Origin of the sequence: Paenibacillus sp. p3-SID867 (assembly GCF_025142895.1) — a bacterium.
Classification (GTDB): Bacteria; Bacillota; Bacilli; order Paenibacillales; family Paenibacillaceae; genus Paenibacillus_AQ.
In genome coordinates this window covers 1-19,483 of sequence record NZ_JAMBDM010000012.1, presented here as the reverse complement: position 1 = coordinate 19,483, position 19,483 = coordinate 1, and the positions used below count along the sequence as shown (strand labels likewise).

The following is a 19,483-nucleotide window of genomic DNA, read 5'->3' as shown; positions in this document are numbered from 1 at the left end:
ATACCGTTATGACGATGAAAAACACGCTAACCCTGCGCAATTTGTATCTTTTTTTATGTATAGTCCTTCTGCTGCTGATCGGATATAAGGGAATTCATATCTATCAGAAAATCGAATCGATGGCACAAGCAGAGCTATTATATGCTCAGAAGAAGCTCGTTCAGGCAGAAGAATGGTATCAGAAGGCGCGAAACAATCGCTCCCTTCTATATAAAGAGGAGCTGCTTGCCTCAAGACTGCAAGAGCTTGAACCCATTACTTCCATGAAGCAGAGCCTTTCCTCGCTTGATCATCGATTGAGCCGGGTCGGGGAGGCAGGTGATTTCTCCGGCTTCATGAACGTGTATGCTGAATTGCTTGATACAGAGCAGAAGCTAACGGGGCAGCAAGGAGCTTATGCTTCCTACTACGATGAAATTGCTGCGTTTTACGGAATCCCCGACGATGTGAAACGGATATTCCTGCAGTTCATTGGTTTGTTTAACCGTCAGGCCGACGAACTGCTTGAAGAGCAGCAGTATGACGACAACAGCTTCAAATGGAATTTGCTCCGTATTCCCGATTCATTCTACGGCGGAGAGAAGCAGAAGAATGACAAGCTGCTCCGTTTGTTCCAGCGTTATGACGAAATGGTTCTAACTCGTCTGGCAGGAGCCGGACAGTATACCGACCTGCTAAGTTGGTCGCAATCCATGGGTTCCGAATATGCCAACCGGACAATATCGGCTGCCTGGTTGAATAGCAAGACCGATGAACTCGTGTATACCATGCTGCAAAAGGATGTCCAGCGAGAGCGGCCCTCCGATTTTGCTTCGCACGCCATGGGGTATCATGACTACCTGGAACGGAACGAGCGGAAGAACGCGGAAATCATGGCGTATATTCAGAATCAGATCAATCGGTGGATCGCAGCGGCTGATGGGATGGTACAAAGTCAGAACTACGAGGAAGCGGTAGCACTCTATGATGCGCTGTCGGGATACCAGGATATGAGCGGTAAACTGCAAGCTGCCGAATTGGCCTGGACGATCCACGATCCGATTCGTTTGTTTCAAGCGGCGGGGCTCAAAGGCAGCTTCAGCTACGTAAGCGGAGGCGGGAATCGCTTTGGAGGATTGGTCTATGCCATTGGAGTCGATGAGGGGAATATCATCTATTTAGCGGTCTTGAATGCCGATGAAACGGTGCAATTATTCCAAAACCATGATTACCCGTCCGACATCGCCATCCAACAGGTTTCAATCGAGGAATCGCTTAGCACCGCGAATCATCCGGCTATCCTAGTGGAGGGCGACGCAGGGACCGGACTGGTATTGTATTCAGGGTATGAAGCCAGAGATGCCAATCTGACGCCGCTGTTCCAGTTCACGGCCGAAGGCTACCAGGTCCAGCCGGATAAGTCTTTGCTGGTCACCAATCTGGAAGGAGCAAGCCCAGACGAGATCGCCATCTTCGAGCGTCAGGGAGACCAATACGGATTCACAGGATATCAGGTTCATTATACCGACATCGATATCGTTAATATCGAGAAGTATCCGAATGAGAAGGTTCGCTTCACTGTTAATATCCTGGAGGATGGCTATGGCGAAGTCGTTGCAGAACGCGATGGATACCATGTCATTTTAAGAGGAGCCCTGGATTTCACAGCGGGAAACGTGACCCTCATCGGGTCATTCAGCAGCGAGTATCAGCAGCTGGAGATCCCGGGAAGCCAGAGTTCCACTACTTCAAATCCCGTTGCACCGGAGACCGAACAGGTTGACGGACACAAGGCAGACACTATAGATGAAACCGAGAATCCAAGCGACGCCGTCACTACCGAGGATATCAATCCGGATGATGTCCAGCAAGACCATAACGGAAGTAGTGACAGCACCGTATCCGGTCAGATTACGCAGGTGCCTGTCATTCAGGTGGAATCGATCGAGTAAGTATAACAAAAAGGCTGCGTCCCTTATCTTCAGGGGCACAGCCTTTCTGTTATAATTATAGATATCAATCGTTATAGGATAATCCCTCCTTAAATTTTGAATGAATCCAAATGCGAGAAACCCTGTGCCTTTGAGCAAGTACAGGGTTTCTGATTATCGGACGGCGTAACTCTATAGTTCAATTTTAATTACATACATGTTACTCAGGTCTCGTGTCTGTCAGTAGTTCTGCCCATTCAAGAAGCTGATCCACCTTATTTTGGGTACTTTGTTGCGCAGCCATCAGGCTGTATCTCAGGCCCTCCTCATCCCAACTGATGACTTCGATTTCTTTTATATATTCCCCTTTGTGACCTCTGACGATCACCGGTTCTCCAAACTCTTCTTCCTGATCCTCGTTCTCGGGAGATTTGAACACGGACAGACTTAAAGGTGTCTTCCCTTCCTCCAGATAATTTATCATCACTTCGGTTCGCTCCAACTCTCCGCTACCTTCAAACATTTCCACAGATATTTGATTGAAACGTTCGGCAGGGAGCTGCAAGAACGAGTGGCCTAGAGCCGCCTCTGCCTCTTCAACCGTCACGGCTTTCGGACCGAAGTCCTCCATTGAGATCATTTCAACATTCTCCGGAAGCTCCAGTTTAAATGTATCAGTAGTAAATTCCGGAGATTCATCCAACAGCTTATATGCGAACTCAGATGTGATATCTCCTGTTGTGACTTTGGATTTAACGACCATCCAGTTTTTGGCATTTACCCAGTACTCCTGAGAACCAATCAACGTGCTTTTACCCTCTTCAAGCGGAGTCGCCTTGATATGATATACGTCATTCCCAAGCCACTTCTCTTTCGCCACTGGTTCAATGGAGTGGGTACTCCGCATGCGTTCAAGCTGGCTCAGCATTTTCTCTTTTGGAGAACTTTTAAGGGGCCCAACCACCTCGGCATCCATAATATAAGCTGTATTTCTGGCTTTCTCATAGACAATGATCTGATTACCATCATTCACGGACACACTTTGATCGTTTCCCTGTGTAGCGATCTCGTTACGCATATTGCCGTTCTCTGCGTTATACCATTCTTTAATCGACATAGATTCCGTTCTCTTATCTCCTTCGATAAGGTTCATCTCAGCTTCGGCATAGTAAGAGAAGGGCTTCTTATTCTCTTCAATGGCTTTTTCCACCATTTCTTCACCCGTATAAGCCAATGCTTCTCCTGTCTGACAGCCTGTCATCAGTGCACCTGACAGTAGAGATGTCCCTAGAAGGAAAATCAACTGTTTTCTTTTTAATATGTTTCTAACCCTTTTCTTTGTCTGTATCATATTCTCAACTCTCCTTATCTGAAATAGGCAATCCGCATATGACGAGCGTTCCGTGCGGCGCCTCTGATAAAAGCATAATCGTTCCTTGGTGTTGTTCAATCGCCATTTTAGCAATGGTTAACCCAAGCCCGAAGCTGCCTGAACCCGCTTGATTTCTGGAAGTTTCCCCTTGATAGAAAGGTTCGTACAGCATCGCCTGAATTTCCATGGGGATGTGCTCTCCATCGTTCTGAATCAACAACAGAATTTTCGCTTTTTCTTGATTGAAGTGCTGATGCACAACAGATTTAAACGGTGGGAATACCCACTCCGGAATCTCAAAACAAGTGGATACTGCGCCAAGGTAAAGCTTTCCTCCCTCTGGCGTATACCGGATAGCATTGGAGATCAGGTTATCCATCATCCGCATCATCAGTTGAGGATTTAATTCTAATTCACCGCTAACTGTAAGAGTTGATTCCAAATGTATGTTTTTAACCGATGCGAGAGGTTCATACCCCTCCAGCAGCATTTCCATGAATTCCGCACTGTCCACCTTAACGTGCATTTCCTTTGTTATTTTGGATTCCAAGGAAGCATATAAATTCAAATCATCCAACATATGCCTCATCCTGTCGGCCTGTCCGATCATGAGCGCAAGGTATTCCTGACTTTCCTCTCTTGTTAACTTTAAATTACCGAGCTCTTCAGCATAGGCCCGAATGGAAGTGAGCGGTGTTTTTAAATCATGGGACAGAGCAGCTGTCATGAAAGCTTTCTCTTCCTGCTGCTTTGAAAGCTTTTCACGCGAAGCTTCGATTGTCTTTCTCATTTCCACAAAGTGATTCATAAGCTCTTCCATCTCACCACCGCCTCGGTATACAGACTCAGGCACCGGTTCCCCTAAGGCAAAAGCTCTCATTTGTTTTGTCAGCATACGCATCGGTAAGATCAACTTACGCCGGGTGAACAACAGAACGATGATAAACAAAGCCGTTATAAACAGGCACAGTAAGCCAGCTACCCATAGACTCCGATGTCTTACTCCTTCTTTCCACTCATTCCTGGCCAGCGTGATCCGGTATATTCCTGCGATCTCACCATCAACGAACACGGGTTTTTTCATCACATAACTTCGCGGATTGATTTGCGTCTGGTACAATTTTGCGTACAGACTCTCAGTGGTTTGAACAAATTCCGTATACTGACTGTCAATCATCGATGAGTAAATAAGCACGCCGTTTGGGCTAAATAATTCAATCTTTAAAGCATCACTCGTCAATGCGTTCAATTCGCGCTCGTCCCGGGTAGAATTGAAATGATAGAGTTCAGGTTTTTGCAAATATGTCTCTGCTGCAGATATCTCCTTCGAAGCTGACATATAATCGGCGAACGAGCGTTGCTCATCCAGTTTCCCAATAAGCTGGTACAGCATGATTCCGGCTGCGAGGGGGAGCAGCATGAGCACTAGAAAAGCAATAAGCAACCATGTCCTAAGCTTCATTATAAGAACTCACCGATAAAACGATAACCGCTGCCCCACACCGTTTGAATATATCGGGGTGTTCGTATATTTTCTTTAAGCTTCGCCCTCAGGCTCTTAATATGCACAGTGACCGTATTCCCGCCGTCCACCACTTTTTGCTGCCAAACATGTTCATATAGCTCGCTTTTACTAAAATGACGCCCCGGATGGGTGGAAAGCAACAGTAGCAGTGACCACTCCTTACTTGTAAGTGCCAGCAATTCATTTCCATACATAGCCTGTTTCAAAACCGGATCAACGGTAAGTCCACCCCGATAGCATAACAGGTGAGATTTCCCTTCCTCGCTCCCTTGGTATTTCCGGAATTTCTTCAGGTGGGCCTCCACCCTTAAAGTAAGCTCAGTCAAGCTAAAGGGCTTGGTGATATAATCATCCGCTCCGAGTCCAAATGCTTGGATTTTGCTCTCGTCTTCACTCCTCGCACTCATGATCAGCAAGGGAACTTCGCTTTTCAACCGAATGTTTTTGCTCAGTGTAAAGCCGTCCATTTCCGGCAGCATCAGATCTACCAAGACGAGATCATATTCTCCATTGCAGAAATCCTCCCAGCATTCCAGCCCTGTTGTTGCCCACGGACCGCATAATTCTCACGGCGCAAATGATCTCTCACGACCCTACCAATTCCGGAATCATCCTCAACGATTAACAGATTGCCCTTATGTTCTTGATATTCATGGCTGTTCTTCTGCTCCATGCTTTATCCTCCCCTTGCTATCCATTCTAGTTCGATTTACTGGTGGGTTTGAAAAGTTAATAAATTCTTTATAAATCGAACAATTGATTCATAAATATCTTGATCAAATCAAAAAACCGCTTTTTTCGCGGCTTTGGAAGACAGTATTGTTATTTAAGTATACTGGGCCAACCTGCAGTTTCGCCAGCGAAGCTGCAGGTTGGGGTTAGAAAGGAACAAAATCTACTATACATCCTTGATATTATTATATTCGTATCGGATGGCCCATTTTGTAGGGATTTCAACGAATACATAGATTTACAAGCAATGTTTTTCCGGTATTTTTTCCCTTCTCCATTTTGGTTTCCATAAGACGGCCTATAGCGAGCCGTCCGGTAAATCCCTAAAAACGACTAATGGCTTCGCTCTCTAAAATAAAGGGCGAAGCCATTAGTTATTAATGTTTTGATGTAATTCTAGGTGATCCTAATTTCATTTTAAAACAGAGTAGCCGTTTGACATTTATATCTTCTGATACCAACTCTATTGTAATAATGCTAACTTTATTGTCACCAGAAAAGAGTGTTCGTTTGGAATAAAGGTTGATCATTTCCTAATCGTGTTGCTACATAATCCGAATTATGCATTGACTTCTATTTTATTTTTCACAAGTGTTATTCTGCATAATTCAGTTCAAATTCTTCTCTTGTCATCCCATAACAAATACCATCATAATAGGCACCTTAAGTGAAAATGATATTCCTTAGTCCGTTGTATTTAATTTTTGATAAGAAAGTTCCAAAAAGAAGAAGCGAAGACCCATCAAAATCATTTCTGTGGCATATCCTTTGCCTCTATATGATTCAAATAACAACATCTTCAGATCGAATCGCTCGTAATATAAGATTTGGTCCTGTCCAATAAGTAACTGCCATTTTAACTTTTCCCCCGTTATTTGTATTTCAATAATTGAAAACCTCTACATTTTAAAATAAAAATCCCATTTCATAGGTGACGCAGTTACACGGTAACGGATTCCGTATACGTCTCATTTCCATGCCATGGATAGCTTATCCGGGTTAGCTGACAATCGATATGGAGATCAAGAGGACAGAGGATCCGTAATTTAGATGGAATCGGCCCATTATGGAGTTCACGCGGACACAGGATCTGCTATTGGACCATAATCACGGGTTAATCCACCAAATAACTCGTAATAGCGGATCTCTTGTCCGCATGTTGCTGCGAAATGGTAAGAACAAGGAAATATAGCGGAACCAGTGTCCTCAAATATCTTATCTCGATAGACAATAACAATGCCGGGGCGATATCAAACTTAGGGATTCTGTACACTCCCCCTCTATAAGAAAAGCCGAGCAAATGTCAGGAAATAACCTGCATCTGCTCGACTCTGATATGACTTTCCATTGCTCAATACAACTTTAATTTGCTATAACTTTATTTGCATTCTACAAGGGTCGTCGTGTGTCGTCCGGCTCCCGCCTTTACTCCACCGTCACGCTCTTCGCCAGGTTCCGCGGCTTATCCACGTCGTTGCCACGGGCAAGCGATGCGTAGTAGGCAAGCAGCTGCAACGGTACGACAGACAAGGCTGCCGTCAAGATCGGCAAGGTCTTCGGAATGGCGAAGGCTTGATCCACGGATTTCAGCAGGCCTGCCACATGCTCTTCATGCGTAATCGCCATCACTTCTGCACCGCGTGCCTTCACTTCCTTGATATTACTCACCGTTTTCTCCATAACCGCTTCCTGGGTTGCCAAGGCAATAACCGGAATGCCCTCTTCAATCAGGGCCAGCGTACCATGCTTCAATTCACCAGCAGCATAGGCCTCGGAGTGAATGTAAGAGATCTCCTTGAGCTTCAGGGACCCTTCTTGTGCTACGGCGTAGTCCTGACCACGGCCGATGAAGAACAGGTTCTCATGCTCCGCAATTTGCTCGGCATATCCCTTGATTGACTCTGCGTTGGTCAGCATGGACTCTACCTGTTCAGGCAGTGCTTCCATCGCTGCAATCACTTCAGCCACAGCGTCTTCGGTCATCGTACCGCGTACTTGAGCCAGGTACAGACCCAACAGATAGAACGCAATTAACTGAGAAGTATAGGCTTTCGTAGATGCTACGGCGATCTCCGGTCCAGCCAGGGTGCCAAGCACATCGTTCGCTTCACGGGCAATCGAGCTGCCTACTACGTTCGTGATGGCCAGGACATGAGCGCCATGGCTCTGTGCTTCACGAAGCGCTGCCAAGGTATCTGCCGTTTCACCGGATTGGCTTACAACGATAACCAGGGTCTCTGGCGTAACGATTGGCGAACGGTAACGATACTCGGACGCCACGTCATTCTCAACCGGAATGCGTACCATCTCTTCAATCACGCTGCGTCCCAGAAGTCCGGCATGGTAAGCCGTACCGCAGGCGACGATCTGAACATTGCGAATGTTCTTAATCTGTTCCTGTGTCAGCTTCAGCTCCGGCAGAACGACTTTACGTCCGCTCTCATCCACACGGCCCAGCATGGTATCCCGGTATGCTTTTGGCTGCTCGTGGATCTCCTTCAGCATGAAGTGATCGAATCCGCCTTTTTCCGCTGTAACGGCATCCCAATCGACACGAATCATTTCCCGAGAAATAAAGTTCCCCTCAATGGTCATTAATTCGACAGCATCTGCGGTCAGCAGAGCCATCTCTCCATCGTTGAGAATATATACGTTTCGGGTATATTTCAAAATAGCCGGAATATCAGAACCGATGAAGTTCTCCCCTTCTCCAAGACCAATAATGAGCGGGCTTGCTTGACGCACAGCCACCAATCGATCCGGCTCATACTCGGTCAATACGCCAAGGGCAAATGCGCCTCTCATGTAAGAGATCGCCTTCTGCACGGCCTTAACGATATCCCCGTCATATTCACGGGCAATGAGATGGGAGATAACTTCGGTATCGGTCTCCGAAACAAAGTGGTGTCCTTGGCTGATCAGCTCTTCCTTCAGCTCCAGATAGTTCTCAACAATCCCGTTATGAACAACGGAGAACTTCTGGCTTTCATCTGTATGCGGATGCGAATTCACGTCCGACGGCCGGCCATGCGTAGCCCAGCGGGTATGACCGATACCTGCAGTTCCCACGAGTGGGGCAGACTCCAGTCTCTCCTCCAGATTGGCAAGACGTCCTTGCGCTTTGGCCACACGCAGCCCTTCATTCGTAAACACGGCAATCCCTGCTGAATCGTATCCGCGATACTCCAGCTTTCTCAATCCCTCGATCAACACCGCTTGCGTTTTCTGATTTCCAATATATCCGACAATACCACACATAGTATGATTCCTCCGTTCGATTTCCCTATAATAGTAGGCGGAAATAGAACACGGCAGCATCTGTGCGGTATCAGGAAAGAAGAATGATTTATTCAATTATCAACGTTCAAAGATCCAGCATGATTTCGGCTGCTAAGTTGAACAGACATGAATGCACTCTTCTTCCACCGCGCTGCCCTGTTCTAAATCGCACATTCATGTTTTGTATAATTCCTAATAAGAAGCACCTGCGAATCCGTTGTAAGAACGGTCGCCCATTCCTTTTCCGTGATTCGCTTACGGTTGGTGCATAACCGAGAGGTCCCCGCCGAATAATCCGAACACCTCTACCTCGTCAACTTGCGTTCTGCCGTTTGGTTATCCCTATCGTAGCAATAACCAATCCCCGCGCAGGTACAAGCTCTGGCGCTTATGAAGCTTGAAGTAACCTCACAATCCTCGCTTTCTATTCTTGAATGACATCCTTTATTATATTCATGCTATATCACTTTGGCAACTCGGCTGTTTCCTAGGTGCTCCAAGCCCTGCGTATAATTAACCCCATGAATGGCATCGAATGGCCTACCCTCTCAAGCAATGCCGTAATTCACACTCTTTGCTGACAGGACAGGGGGTGTTGCGCTTTCATTGACTGGCTTCATTGAAAAGCAGAAGGCCAGTGAACCGGATCCGCATAGTTCACTGGCCCTGACAAAAATTAGTCTGCTTTCCTTGAAAAATACACCCTTAGTCTTACGCCAATTCCCGCTTCACCACGTCTGCAATCTGCGTTACGTAACGGTCGAGCTCTTCTTTGTCCGGGCCTTCGGCCATGACGCGAATGAGGGATTCCGTTCCCGATGGGCGAACCAGGACACGTCCATTATCCCCCAGAATGCCTTCAACTTCAGCAATCGCAGACTCAATAACGGTATTGCCTTGGTACTTGCTCTTATCGCCAACACGAACATTAACCAGCACTTGCGGGTACTTGCGCATGCTGCTCTTCAGCTCATGCAGAGGCTTGCCGGAGGCTACCAACGTATCCACCAATTGAATTCCCGTCAGAATGCCATCCCCTGTTGTATTGTGATCCAGGAAAATCACGTGTCCTGACTGCTCTCCACCCAGGTTATATCCGCCACGGCGCATTTCTTCCATCACGTAGCGGTCACCGACTGCAGTTTTAGCGGTTTTCAGCTTCAAGCTGTCACATGCCTTATAGAAACCGATGTTACTCATAACGGTCGAAACGATGGTGCCTGCCTTCAGCTTGCCGGCACGGTTCATGGCATCACCGCAAATGCACAGAATGAAATCGCCGTCTACTTCCTCGCCTTTTGCGTCAATGGCAATCAGGCGATCCGCATCTCCGTCAAAAGCCAGACCGAGGTCAGCGCCATGCTCGAGTACAGCCTCGACGAGTTTCTCCGGGTGAGTCGATCCACAGTGATCATTGATATTCAGGCCATTCGGCTCAGCACCGATGGTAATCACATCCGCACCCAGTTCACGGAAAAGCTTTGGAGCCAGCTCATAAGCTGCGCCATTAGCACAGTCCAGTACGATTTTCAGGCCGTCAAACCGGTTATTCACCGTCGTTTTCAAATATTCCAGGTATTTATACTTCGATTCGTTATCAACCAGCAATTCACCTAAATCAGCCCCGATTGGCCGCGGCAGATTATCCGTTTCCGCATCCATCAGCTCTTCAATCTTAAGCTCTGTCTCATCCGACAGCTTGAAGCCGTCTCCACCGAAGAACTTGATGCCGTTATCTTGTACAGGGTTATGTGAAGCCGAGATCATAACACCCGCATCAGCTTTCAAAAGTCTTGTGATATACGCCACCGCTGGTGTACTTACGACACCCAGACGAATGACATGTGCACCGATTGACAGCAGGCCTGCAATCAAAGCCGACTCCAGCATAGCCCCCGATACGCGAGTATCCATGCCGATGATGACAGTTGGCTTCTCTTTATCGCCAGTGAGCACATAACCGCCGCAGCGACCGATGCTGTAAGCCATTTCCGCTGTCAGCTCTTGATTCGCAACTCCTCTTACTCCATCTGTACCAAAATATTTCCCCATGTTTTATATACTCCTTTATCTACTCTTCGTTATTATCCATCAATGGACGTTTCTGACCCCGTTGTCCCATCATTCGATCCGTCTCCCGGCGGATGTGATGGGGTTTCTCCTGATCCGGAGTTATCCGTGTCTTCATGAGTAGGAGGCGTCTCCGGATCCTCCTCCTGATCATTGCCTGTTCCTGTTCCTGATCCCGTTCCTGGTGGAACAGGCGGCTTGTCTTCCATTCCCTCATTCTTCGAGGTGTCCGGCTCCGTTGTCACGGGCTTGGAGTTATCCTTGAGCTCTACCTTAACAACAGGACGTTCCGAATCCGTACGGTTAATAAAGTTAGGAAGCGTGATCTGCAGCGGAATTTCGTGAACGCCGGCTTTCAAACCGGTTGCATTCGCTTCAGCTCCGATATCCGTCGGCTCCAGGCTATTGAGCAAGTCCGGCGCTCCGGTGAGCGTTAAAGATATGGTCTTCGTCTTTGGATCCGTAATGACAGCATCCAAGCCGGTGGCAACCCCTTTTAACGTTATCGGAATCCCCGTAATCACCCGTTCACCATGCGATACCGCCGTAACATCCACCGTTACAGAGCTCGGCTCGATTTTCTCAAAACCTTCAGGCGGCGTCAAGTCGGCCGTAAGCACTGTTGTTCCCGAATTTCTAACTTCTCCCAGATTGATCGTAGCTTCGATATAGGTCTCAGCTCCTGCCAGCGCCTCTTTACTGCCAAACAGCTTCACTTCTTTTACCTTCTGTTCCACCTTGGATAGGACAAACCCTTCCGGCAGCCGTCCGGTATATTGAAGCTCCAGCGGCAGGGTGACAAAAGCAGGCTCGATCGGCACTTCAGCTGCTACTGTAGCAGGCTCAATGACCGCATCTTCCATTGCGTTGCCTTCTTTATCATATGCTGTAAGCTTGACTCGTTTCTCCGTAATCTTCTCTTTGGCACCATCAAGCTCCACATTACCTTTGACCTGCCCCAGATTCGCCATTGACGATTCAGGCAGGGTAACCGTGACTTGCCTTGGGTCAATCAGCACGGGTGTTCCGGCCCGGTAATCTTTAGCAGGCTCGCCTTTGGTTCCAATACTTACCGTCACGGATTTCGACACTCTCGCCTCTACCGTCACTGTAACAACCGAAGGCTCCATCGATACCATCTCCACGCCACTCGGGATGGAGGGCGTTAGCGGAAGTGTGTGCGTACCCGGTTCTTTGACGTTGCTCAAATCAAGCTTCACCTTATAATCGTCGGTCAAAAGCGAAATATTGGATTTCTTTCCCCGAACTTCGAGATTTACACGGTCTTTATCAATCCCTGTTAACGCATATTCGCTGTCATCAAATCCATAAGTCTGTATCTCAACGCCTTCAATGACTTTGGTATCATAAAAAGTCGTTGGCGGTGCAGGCGTTCCGCTGTCCATATGAACCATCGCCCACAATAAAATACTGACAGCGAGTGCAATGAGCTTGCTTGCCGTATTGTTCTTGATCCATTTATCCATTGCTGCCGTCCCCCTTCCGTTTCCAGAAGAACGTGCGTTTCTCCTTAATGGACGCGGCAGGCCTGAGCTCCTCATACAATTTGGAGATGAGGGACTCTTCCTTAATATCTCGAACCACCTGTCCATTCAAGGCCAGCGATACTTGCCCAGTCTCCTCGGATACGACAACCGAAATCGCATCACCCACCTCACTGATTCCGATAGCGGCACGGTGTCTTGTTCCCAGTTCCTTACTGATAAAAGGATTCTCTGATAGCGGTAAATAACAGCCAGCCGCCGCAATTTGACCGTTCTGAATAATGACAGCTCCGTCATGGAGCGGCGTGTTCGGTATAAAAATATTAATAAACAATTCCGAGCTGATCACCGATCTCATCGGAATTCCTGATTCTACATATTCATTCAGGCCCGTCGTCCGCTCGAAGACGATCAGAGCCCCTATTTTGCGCCGAGACAAATAATTAACCGCCTTAATGGTTTCGCTGATTAACTTATTGGTCTCCTCGTCAATATCCGCCGTCCGCCCAAACAGCTTGCCTCGTCCGAGCTGCTCCAGACCACGTCTGAGCTCCGGCTGGAAGATGATAAAGATCGCCAGCACCCCAAATGTAAAGATCTGATTCATCAGCCACTTCAGCGTATACAGATCAAACCAGGTGCTGAGAGCCCAGATGACCACCAGCACCAAAATCCCTTTGAGCAGCTGGACCGCCCGCGTCCCGCGGACGAGCAGTATCATCTGGTATATTATATAAGTAACGATAAGGATATCGATGATATCTTTAATGGTTTCACCCCAGGTCATATCTGTGAAATACTCCATACAGCAACCCCCGTCATTTCCTTTAAGTGCGGGCCCAAAAAATCCGGTTCCTCGAAAATGAATGCTAAGATTCGATTTCACCGAACCAGCTCTCCATTTTCCTTCGGATCACACGGGGACTTTTTGAACTTCCTTTTTAATAACGCATGAGACTTATATATGTAGTATGTACTCTACACTCTCTAGGTTATAACGTTAATCTTTCCGATGCAAGCGGACGCCCTCTGCTTTCCATGAAAAAGATCATAAAATCAACAAAAGAAGCGCCGTCTTTTCACAGAAAAGAGGCGCTTTTATTCAGTAGGCTTCAGGTTTCACCTAGCGGTAAGCGGCATCTGTAAACAGAGTGGAGATCTTGTACCAGATCCAGTCCATCGCCCGATCTATGTCCTTCACTTGACCTGCTATATGTGAGGTGGAAGCCTGAAATAATTCTCCGTCAATGACGGTCACATTGCCATTCACTTGACCGTAGACCTTCGTCTTTCCGTTCTCGACCGTAATATCTCCCGTGATGATTTGATCCGGAGGAATAATGACGGTATCTCCTTCAATCACCAGCTTTTCGAATTCGTCACTCTTTACAACCAGCTGAGTATCCTGACTCCAAAAACTGATTGTGCTGAAGAGCATGACAACCAAAAACAAAGCTGCAGCCGTGAGCGCAGGATGATTCCTAACCCATTTGACCCAAGCTTTTTGTCTCTTGGGCTGCGGCAGCATGCCCATTATACGTTCCGTTAAATCATCGGATGGCTTGGTCGCATGATGAGTTAAGGAATAAAGAAGCATATCGGTATGCTCCAGCTTCTCGAAGTAATTCCGACAGTCAGCACAATCCCGCAAATGTTGCTGCAATTCCAGCTGCTGTGGGTCGGACAAGTCATTATCCAGATAATCATGCATCAAAGAGACGGCTAATTTGCAATCCATTTGTGAGCCAATCCTTTCATTCAATCTCTTTGCTGGGTCCCTTCCCCATAGGGGCATAAGACTTGCTTATTGTTCATACGTGCCGGAATCAGGGATGTTTCAATTTTTTTAAAAGATAGTCAGAAAAAAATTTGCAGAGACTAACTTTCTGGCTCCGCAAGAAAAAAGCGCCCTTAAACGCGATCTCTCTTCCTCAAAGAACGGCGATAGGCGTTTTCCCCTCACAATTTGTACTCTAATTTTTTGCGTAAAAATTCGCGTCCACGATGTACACGCGTTTTGATCGTTGTTACAGGCAAGTCCAAAATCTCGCTGATCTCCTGCAGAGATAAATCCTGAATGTACCTTAGAATCATGATTGTCTTGTACTTGGCAGGAAGTCCGTCAATCGCCGTATGAATAATACGCTGTGTCTCGGATAGCAGCATTTCACTCTCCGGTGTACGATTATCGCTCGGGATCAAGGAGTAGCCATCCATGCCTTCGCTTTCATTCAGTTCGGCGTCCAGCGAGAAAGACGGCTTGCGCTTGCGCAGCCGATCAATGCTAAGATTTGTACCAATTCGGTATATCCAAGTTGAGAACTTCTGATTCTCGTCGTATCGATCAAGGTTTTTATATACTCGCAAAAAAGTCTCTTGTACGACATCCTCAGCCTCATGGCGGTTACTCAGCATCCGGTAAGCCAAATGAAAAATCTTGTCTTTATAAAGCTCTACGATTTCGGCAAAAGCTCTCTGGTCCCCTTTTCGGGCCAGCTTCGCCAGTCTTACATCCAAATTGTCCACCACAATTCCCCCAGAATGGTCTGATGGGTAACGTCTAAAAAGCATCATTCAAATCGTAATTCAACTGTTTCTAAAAATCAACAATAATTCAAAAAGAATCCCTATTCTCTATCAAAGACATTCATGCTGCAGCCGATACTTTAATCATCAGGGATTATGCTGCTATAGATGAAAAAACGAGGTTCCTTTAGGGAACCTCGCCTTATACTATCCCTTTTAAACAACGTTGTCATTCTGTACGGATCAACCTGTATTACGAAGCCCCGCCGCAATGCCGTTGATGGTCAGCAATACTTCCCGAAGCAGATCCGGATTGTCCTGCTCCTGCTCTCTCAGCTCGCGCAGCTCGTTAAGCAATTGAACCTGCAAATAGCTAAGCGGATCCACGTAAGGGTTACGGAGTCGAATCGATTCCTGCAAGACCGGCTGGTTATCCAGAATATCCTGTTGTCCCGTAATCTTAAGAACAAGCTCTTTCGTCAAGTTGAACTCATCCAGAATCAGACCGAAGATACGCTCGCGGGCTTGATCATCCTTCGTCATCAAAGAATACTCCTTGGCGATGATCAGATCAGCCTTGGCAAGAGCCATCTGAAGGGTATCGATCAGTGATGTAAAGAACGGATAGCTCGTGTACATCTTCTGAAGCACCTTCATATTCTCTTCCTTGCCCTGGTAGAAGCTCTGTAAGCCCGTACCAGCCGCGTACCATGCCGGAAGCAGGTAACGACTCTGGGTCCAAGCAAACACCCAAGGAATGGCTCTGAGGTCCTCAAAACGGTCACTGTTCTTACGCTTGGATGGTCGTGAACCGATATTCAGCTCTCCCACTTCAGGAAGCGGCGTGGATTCCTTGAAGAAGCTCAGGAAATCCGGATCACGGAAGATCAGATCCTGATATTTCTTCTGTGAAGCGGCCGATATGCTCGAGGAAATCTCTTCCCACTCTTTTTCGGTCGATTCTTTTTCAGGGTAACGGGCATTAAGAGAAGCCGTTATAAGTGCTGAAGTCGCCTGGTCCAAACTGCGGTAGGCAATTCCCTTCAAAGAGTAACGGGAAGAAATAACCTCGCCTTGCTCCGTGATTTTGATGCCACCCGCAATCGTTGATGCCGGTTGAGCCAAAATGCTTCGGTTCAGCGGCATACCGCCGCGTCCAAGCGATCCGCCGCGTCCATGGAAGTATTTCACCTTGATGCCATACTCATTGGCTACAGCCGTAATATCTTTGAGTGCTACCTGGAGCTCCCAGTTCGCGGTAATGGCACCGCCGTCCTTGTTGCTGTCGGAGTAACCCAGCATGATTTCCTGAAGCTCATTCATGGCGCTAACCGCTTCCCGATAGATCGGCAGGTTAAAGAGCTTACGCATAATATCAGGTGCGGCATGAAGGTCTTCAATCGTCTCAAACAATGGTGCAACCTGTAAAGTAGCTATTACAGAACCATCATTGTCCTTGCGGAAAAGTCCGACTTCTTTGGCAAATACCATCACTTCCAGAATGTCGCTTGCGCCCTCGGACATACTGATCAAATAACTTGAAATACATTTCACGCCGAACTCCTGCTGCGCACGGAATACGGTACGATATACTTCAAGGCATTCTTCGGTACTGTCGCTATACTCTTGATAAGGCGTAGTCAATGGACGAGGATCATTAAGCAGGTTATTAAGCAGCTCGATCTTCTCATCTTCACTTAACTGGGCATAATCCTGAGTCACATTCATTTTACGAAGAATCTCGGCCATGGCATTTTCATGCTCTTGGCTATGCTGTCTGATGTCCAGCGTTGCTGTATGGAAGCCAAATAACTCCGCCTGACGAATCAGTTTTTGAATATACGTGTCTGCAACATAGTCAGCAAAATGGAAACGCAAGCTTCGATCAATGATATTCAAGTCCTCGATAAATTCCTCAGGGGACTGATAACGCTCGCTGCCCGTCATGTTCTCATCAAGAATATGACTCATTTTAGCCAGCATATATACCAGTTTTACACGATAAGGCTCTTTCTCATTGTGCCAAATTTCCATCTTCTTCAGTGTTACATGCTCGCGGTCTTTTTCAATGGATTGAAGCAATTCATCCGAAACGCTCACGATGGATGAGCTGAAGCTGAGGTATTTCATGAAATCACGCAAAATCCGTTGGTATTCACGAATCGCTAGCTTCCGCTGCATTTCAAGCGTTTTCCATGTTACGTCCGCCGTCACTGAAGGATTTCCGTCCCGATCGCCACCGATCCACGAACCGAAACGCAAATAGGTTGGAACGTGCCAATGGTGACCCGGATAATATTTACTTAGGCAGCGCTCCAGTTCTTGATAAACCTCTGGCAGAATGTGAAACAGAGTCTCGTGAAAATAATACATACCGTTTCTGACCTCATCAAGAACCGTCGGCTTACGGTCACGAAGCTCGTCGGTTTGCCATAGCGTAATCACTTCATTCAGTAGTTTTTCCCGAAGCTGCTCTCGTTCGCGGAATGTCAGTGTCGGGTTGTCGAGTTGCATCACATCGTCCGCTATCCGTTTATGAATATCCAGAATAGCCCGACGCATCGCTTCTGTTGGATGAGCTGTCATTACCAGCTCAAGGGATAGACTTTCGAGAATTTCTTGAACTTCTTCAAACGTAATATTGCGCTCTTTCAAATCCTGGACCGCACTTTCAATGGAACCCGGTTGAACACTCTCCCCGGCGGAACGCTCGTAATCGCGTTTGCGGCGAATGCGATGATTCTGCTCTGCGATATTAACCAATTGAAAATAAATGGCAAACGCGCGAATCACCTGATGGCGAATGTCGGGCTCCAATGTGCTGATGATCCTTTTGAAATCTGCAAACAATTCTGGCAAGAATACGGATCGCAACGATTTACTCGTTTCACGAATTTTCTCAACTATATCTAAAAGCTCATTGCCACCTTGGTGGACAAGAACTTCTCCAAGAATATTGCCAAGGAACCGTACATCTCGCCGCAGCAGATTGTTGGAATTGCTCTTTGCGGTTACTGTAAGTTCAGTCATGCTACTCCTCCCATCTCAACCCGTTTCAGCAGTTTGTCTATAGGACGTAACGCCTTCCTAACATCATACAATAAAAGCGCATGAAAATCTGCATTTTCCAGGCGAAAAAATTAGCCAAATCGACAAAACTCATGATATTGATATACCCATATACCATGGACATTAGTCCTATAAACCTTGACCTGCCTATATTCTTTAGCACATTAACACTTCGCAGGATAGTCGTATGAATATGTAAAAAAACATCACACACGGTGATGTCCTGCTTATGTATGGAGCGGGTGATGGGAATCGAACCCACGCTACCAGCTTGGAAGGCTGGAGTTCTACCATTGAACTACACCCGCATATCAACCCACAAAAGAGATGCTACATCTCGGAGTATAATCCGATTACTTTTGCGGGGCTTAACTCTTAAACAAATCGGGATGACACGATTTGAACATGCGACCCCCTGGTCCCAAACCAGGTGCTCTACCAAGCTGAGCTACATCCCGATATTAATCTTTTTTGAAAAATGGCACGCCCTGAGAGATTCGAACTCCCGACCTTTTGATTCGTAGTCAAACGCTCTATCCAGCTGAGCTAAGGGCGCAAATGGAGCGGACGACGGGAATCGAACCCGCGACCCTCGCCTTGGCAAGGCGATGCTCTACCGCTGAGCCACGTCCGCATAAATGGTGCGCGTGGAGGGACTTGAACCCCCACGTCAAAGACGCTAGATCCTAAGTCTAGTGCGTCTGCCAATTCCGCCACACGCGCACAAGATGAAACAATGGTGAGCCATGAAGGACTCGAACCTTCGACACCCTGATTAAAAGTCAGGTGCTCTACCAACTGAGCTAATGGCTCGCATTTCAGGGCCCCCGAAAAGTATTCGGAATCACCTTCAAAGCGTAACTACACTTTTTGGGGTAAAGTGGCTGGGGATATAGGATTCGAACCTATGCATGACGGAGTCAAAGTCCGTTGCCTTACCGCTTGGCTAATCCCCAAAATCGATGAGATACTTCTATTGAGCTGATTCTCGTTAGAATCATGCACGAAATGGTGGAGGCTGAGGGGATCGAACCCCCGACCCTCTGCTTGTAAGGCAGATGCTCTCCCAGCTGAGCTAAGCCTCCATACAATATGGAATAAAAAGTAGTGGTGACCCGTAGGGGATACTCTCACTTCGTTCGGGACTGCGAAGCCTCTGCTTACGAAGGACATCCTCCGACGAACCGACGGGATTCTCATCCCCTGATGCAATTAAATTAGTGGTGACCCGTAGGGGATTCGAACCCCTGTTACCTCCGTGAAAGGGAGGTGTCTTAACCCCTTGACCAACGGGCCGCAATTTCATAATGCATGTCCAATTCAAAAACGAATCTGGAGCTTCCAACCGGGATCGAACCGGTGACCTCATCCTTACCATGGATGCACTCTACCTACTGAGCTATGGAAGCAAGTGGCTCCCCGAACAGGACTCGAACCTGTGACAACTCGATTAACAGTCGAGTGCTCTACCAACTGAGCTATCAGGGAATATATC

Annotated in this window: 12 protein-coding genes, 11 tRNA genes and 1 pseudogene; 1 reads left to right on the top strand and 23 read right to left on the bottom strand. The window is 47.2% G+C overall.

Going from position 1 to position 19,483, the window contains the following annotated elements; all coding sequences use genetic code 11:
- Window positions 1–8: 8 nt before the first annotated feature.
- A complete protein-coding gene (locus M4D81_RS23135) occupies window positions 9–1,931 on the top strand; it encodes a hypothetical protein (protein WP_260068172.1) in 1,923 nt (640 codons plus the stop codon).
- Window positions 1,932–2,130: 199 nt separating this feature from the next.
- On the opposite strand, the gene M4D81_RS23130 is transcribed toward M4D81_RS23135, so the two are convergent.
- The 23 genes and pseudogenes from M4D81_RS23130 to M4D81_RS23025 all read right to left on the bottom strand — a co-directional run bounded on the left by M4D81_RS23130 (window position 2,131) and on the right by M4D81_RS23025 (window position 19,476).
- A complete protein-coding gene (locus M4D81_RS23130; RefSeq protein WP_260068171.1) occupies window positions 2,131–3,261 on the bottom strand; it encodes a LolA family protein in 1,131 nt (376 codons plus the stop codon).
- 4 nt (window positions 3,262–3,265) lie between these two features.
- The gene (locus tag M4D81_RS23125) at window positions 3,266–4,744 is read right to left on the bottom strand and encodes a HAMP domain-containing sensor histidine kinase (protein ID WP_260068170.1); all 1,479 of its coding nucleotides are present in this window, start codon (window positions 4,742–4,744) and stop codon (window positions 3,266–3,268) included.
- Window positions 4,744–5,298: a response regulator transcription factor gene (locus tag M4D81_RS23120; RefSeq protein ID WP_311200695.1), complete on the bottom strand. Its 555-nt coding sequence runs from the start codon at window positions 5,296–5,298 to the stop codon at window positions 4,744–4,746. Before M4D81_RS23120 ends, M4D81_RS23125 begins: the two co-directional genes overlap by 1 nt.
- On the bottom strand, window positions 5,292–5,480 hold the full coding sequence (locus M4D81_RS34715) for a response regulator (protein ID WP_311200694.1): 189 nt from the start codon (window positions 5,478–5,480) through the stop codon (window positions 5,292–5,294). The genes M4D81_RS23120 and M4D81_RS34715 overlap by 7 nt, the downstream gene beginning before the upstream one ends.
- A gap of 653 nt (window positions 5,481–6,133) precedes the next feature.
- Window positions 6,134–6,348: pseudogene (locus M4D81_RS23115) on the bottom strand (GNAT family N-acetyltransferase); the annotation flags it as partial.
- 616 nt (window positions 6,349–6,964) lie between these two features.
- Window positions 6,965–8,797 carry a glutamine--fructose-6-phosphate transaminase (isomerizing) gene (glmS, locus tag M4D81_RS23110; RefSeq protein ID WP_260068169.1) on the bottom strand — a complete coding sequence of 611 codons (1,833 nt, stop codon included), beginning with the start codon at window positions 8,795–8,797 and terminating at the stop codon, window positions 6,965–6,967.
- Window positions 8,798–9,529: 732 nt separating this feature from the next.
- A complete protein-coding gene (gene glmM, locus M4D81_RS23105; protein WP_071221883.1) occupies window positions 9,530–10,870 on the bottom strand; it encodes a phosphoglucosamine mutase in 1,341 nt (446 codons plus the stop codon).
- 32 nt (window positions 10,871–10,902) lie between these two features.
- On the bottom strand, window positions 10,903–12,375 hold the full coding sequence (locus M4D81_RS23100; RefSeq protein ID WP_260068168.1) for a CdaR family protein: 1,473 nt from the start codon (window positions 12,373–12,375) through the stop codon (window positions 10,903–10,905).
- Window positions 12,368–13,198: a diadenylate cyclase CdaA gene (gene cdaA / locus M4D81_RS23095; protein WP_071221881.1), complete on the bottom strand. Its 831-nt coding sequence runs from the start codon at window positions 13,196–13,198 to the stop codon at window positions 12,368–12,370. The genes M4D81_RS23100 and cdaA overlap by 8 nt, the downstream gene beginning before the upstream one ends.
- A gap of 318 nt (window positions 13,199–13,516) precedes the next feature.
- Window positions 13,517–14,131 (bottom strand): zf-HC2 domain-containing protein, encoded by a 615-nt coding sequence (locus M4D81_RS23090; RefSeq protein WP_071221880.1) that lies wholly within the window; start codon window positions 14,129–14,131, stop codon window positions 13,517–13,519.
- 221 nt (window positions 14,132–14,352) lie between these two features.
- Window positions 14,353–14,919: an RNA polymerase sigma factor SigW gene (gene sigW, locus M4D81_RS23085; protein ID WP_071221879.1), complete on the bottom strand. Its 567-nt coding sequence runs from the start codon at window positions 14,917–14,919 to the stop codon at window positions 14,353–14,355.
- Window positions 14,920–15,162: 243 nt separating this feature from the next.
- On the bottom strand, window positions 15,163–17,949 hold the full coding sequence (gene ppc, locus M4D81_RS23080; protein WP_071221878.1) for a phosphoenolpyruvate carboxylase: 2,787 nt from the start codon (window positions 17,947–17,949) through the stop codon (window positions 15,163–15,165).
- A gap of 273 nt (window positions 17,950–18,222) precedes the next feature.
- Window positions 18,223–18,296 (bottom strand) — tRNA-Gly (locus tag M4D81_RS23075).
- Between the two features lie 76 nt (window positions 18,297–18,372).
- Window positions 18,373–18,446, bottom strand: a tRNA-Pro gene (locus M4D81_RS23070).
- Between the two features lie 21 nt (window positions 18,447–18,467).
- Window positions 18,468–18,544 (bottom strand) — tRNA-Arg (locus M4D81_RS23065).
- A 3-nt stretch (window positions 18,545–18,547) separates the two neighbouring features.
- Window positions 18,548–18,622: transfer RNA gene (locus M4D81_RS23060), tRNA-Gly, on the bottom strand.
- Between the two features lie 5 nt (window positions 18,623–18,627).
- A tRNA-Leu gene (locus tag M4D81_RS23055) sits at window positions 18,628–18,711 on the bottom strand.
- Between the two features lie 14 nt (window positions 18,712–18,725).
- A tRNA-Lys gene (locus M4D81_RS23050) sits at window positions 18,726–18,801 on the bottom strand.
- Between the two features lie 68 nt (window positions 18,802–18,869).
- Window positions 18,870–18,944 (bottom strand) — tRNA-Gln (locus M4D81_RS23045).
- 53 nt (window positions 18,945–18,997) lie between these two features.
- Window positions 18,998–19,073: transfer RNA gene (locus M4D81_RS23040), tRNA-Val, on the bottom strand.
- 136 nt (window positions 19,074–19,209) lie between these two features.
- Window positions 19,210–19,284, bottom strand: a tRNA-Glu gene (locus M4D81_RS23035).
- Between the two features lie 37 nt (window positions 19,285–19,321).
- A tRNA-Thr gene (locus M4D81_RS23030) sits at window positions 19,322–19,397 on the bottom strand.
- 3 nt (window positions 19,398–19,400) lie between these two features.
- Window positions 19,401–19,476, bottom strand: a tRNA-Asn gene (locus M4D81_RS23025).
- Window positions 19,477–19,483: the final 7 nt, after the last annotated feature.

Excerpts from the sequence above, each read along its gene's own strand:
- M4D81_RS23135 (WP_260068172.1), top strand. The coding sequence starts at position 9 with ATGACGATGAAAAACACGCTAACCCTGCGCAATTTGTATCTTTTTTTA.
- M4D81_RS23130 (WP_260068171.1), bottom strand. The coding sequence starts at position 3,261 with ATGATACAGACAAAGAAAAGGGTTAGAAACATATTAAAAAGAAAACAG.
- M4D81_RS23125 (WP_260068170.1), bottom strand. The coding sequence starts at position 4,744 with ATGAAGCTTAGGACATGGTTGCTTATTGCTTTTCTAGTGCTCATGCTG.
- M4D81_RS34715 (WP_311200694.1), bottom strand. The coding sequence starts at position 5,480 with ATGGAGCAGAAGAACAGCCATGAATATCAAGAACATAAGGGCAATCTG.
- glmS (WP_260068169.1), bottom strand. The coding sequence starts at position 8,797 with ATGTGTGGTATTGTCGGATATATTGGAAATCAGAAAACGCAAGCGGTG.
- glmM (WP_071221883.1), bottom strand. The coding sequence starts at position 10,870 with ATGGGGAAATATTTTGGTACAGATGGAGTAAGAGGAGTTGCGAATCAA.
- M4D81_RS23100 (WP_260068168.1), bottom strand. The coding sequence starts at position 12,375 with ATGGATAAATGGATCAAGAACAATACGGCAAGCAAGCTCATTGCACTC.
- cdaA (WP_071221881.1), bottom strand. The coding sequence starts at position 13,198 with ATGGAGTATTTCACAGATATGACCTGGGGTGAAACCATTAAAGATATC.
- M4D81_RS23090 (WP_071221880.1), bottom strand. The coding sequence starts at position 14,131 with ATGGATTGCAAATTAGCCGTCTCTTTGATGCATGATTATCTGGATAAT.
- ppc (WP_071221878.1), bottom strand. The coding sequence starts at position 17,949 with ATGACTGAACTTACAGTAACCGCAAAGAGCAATTCCAACAATCTGCTG.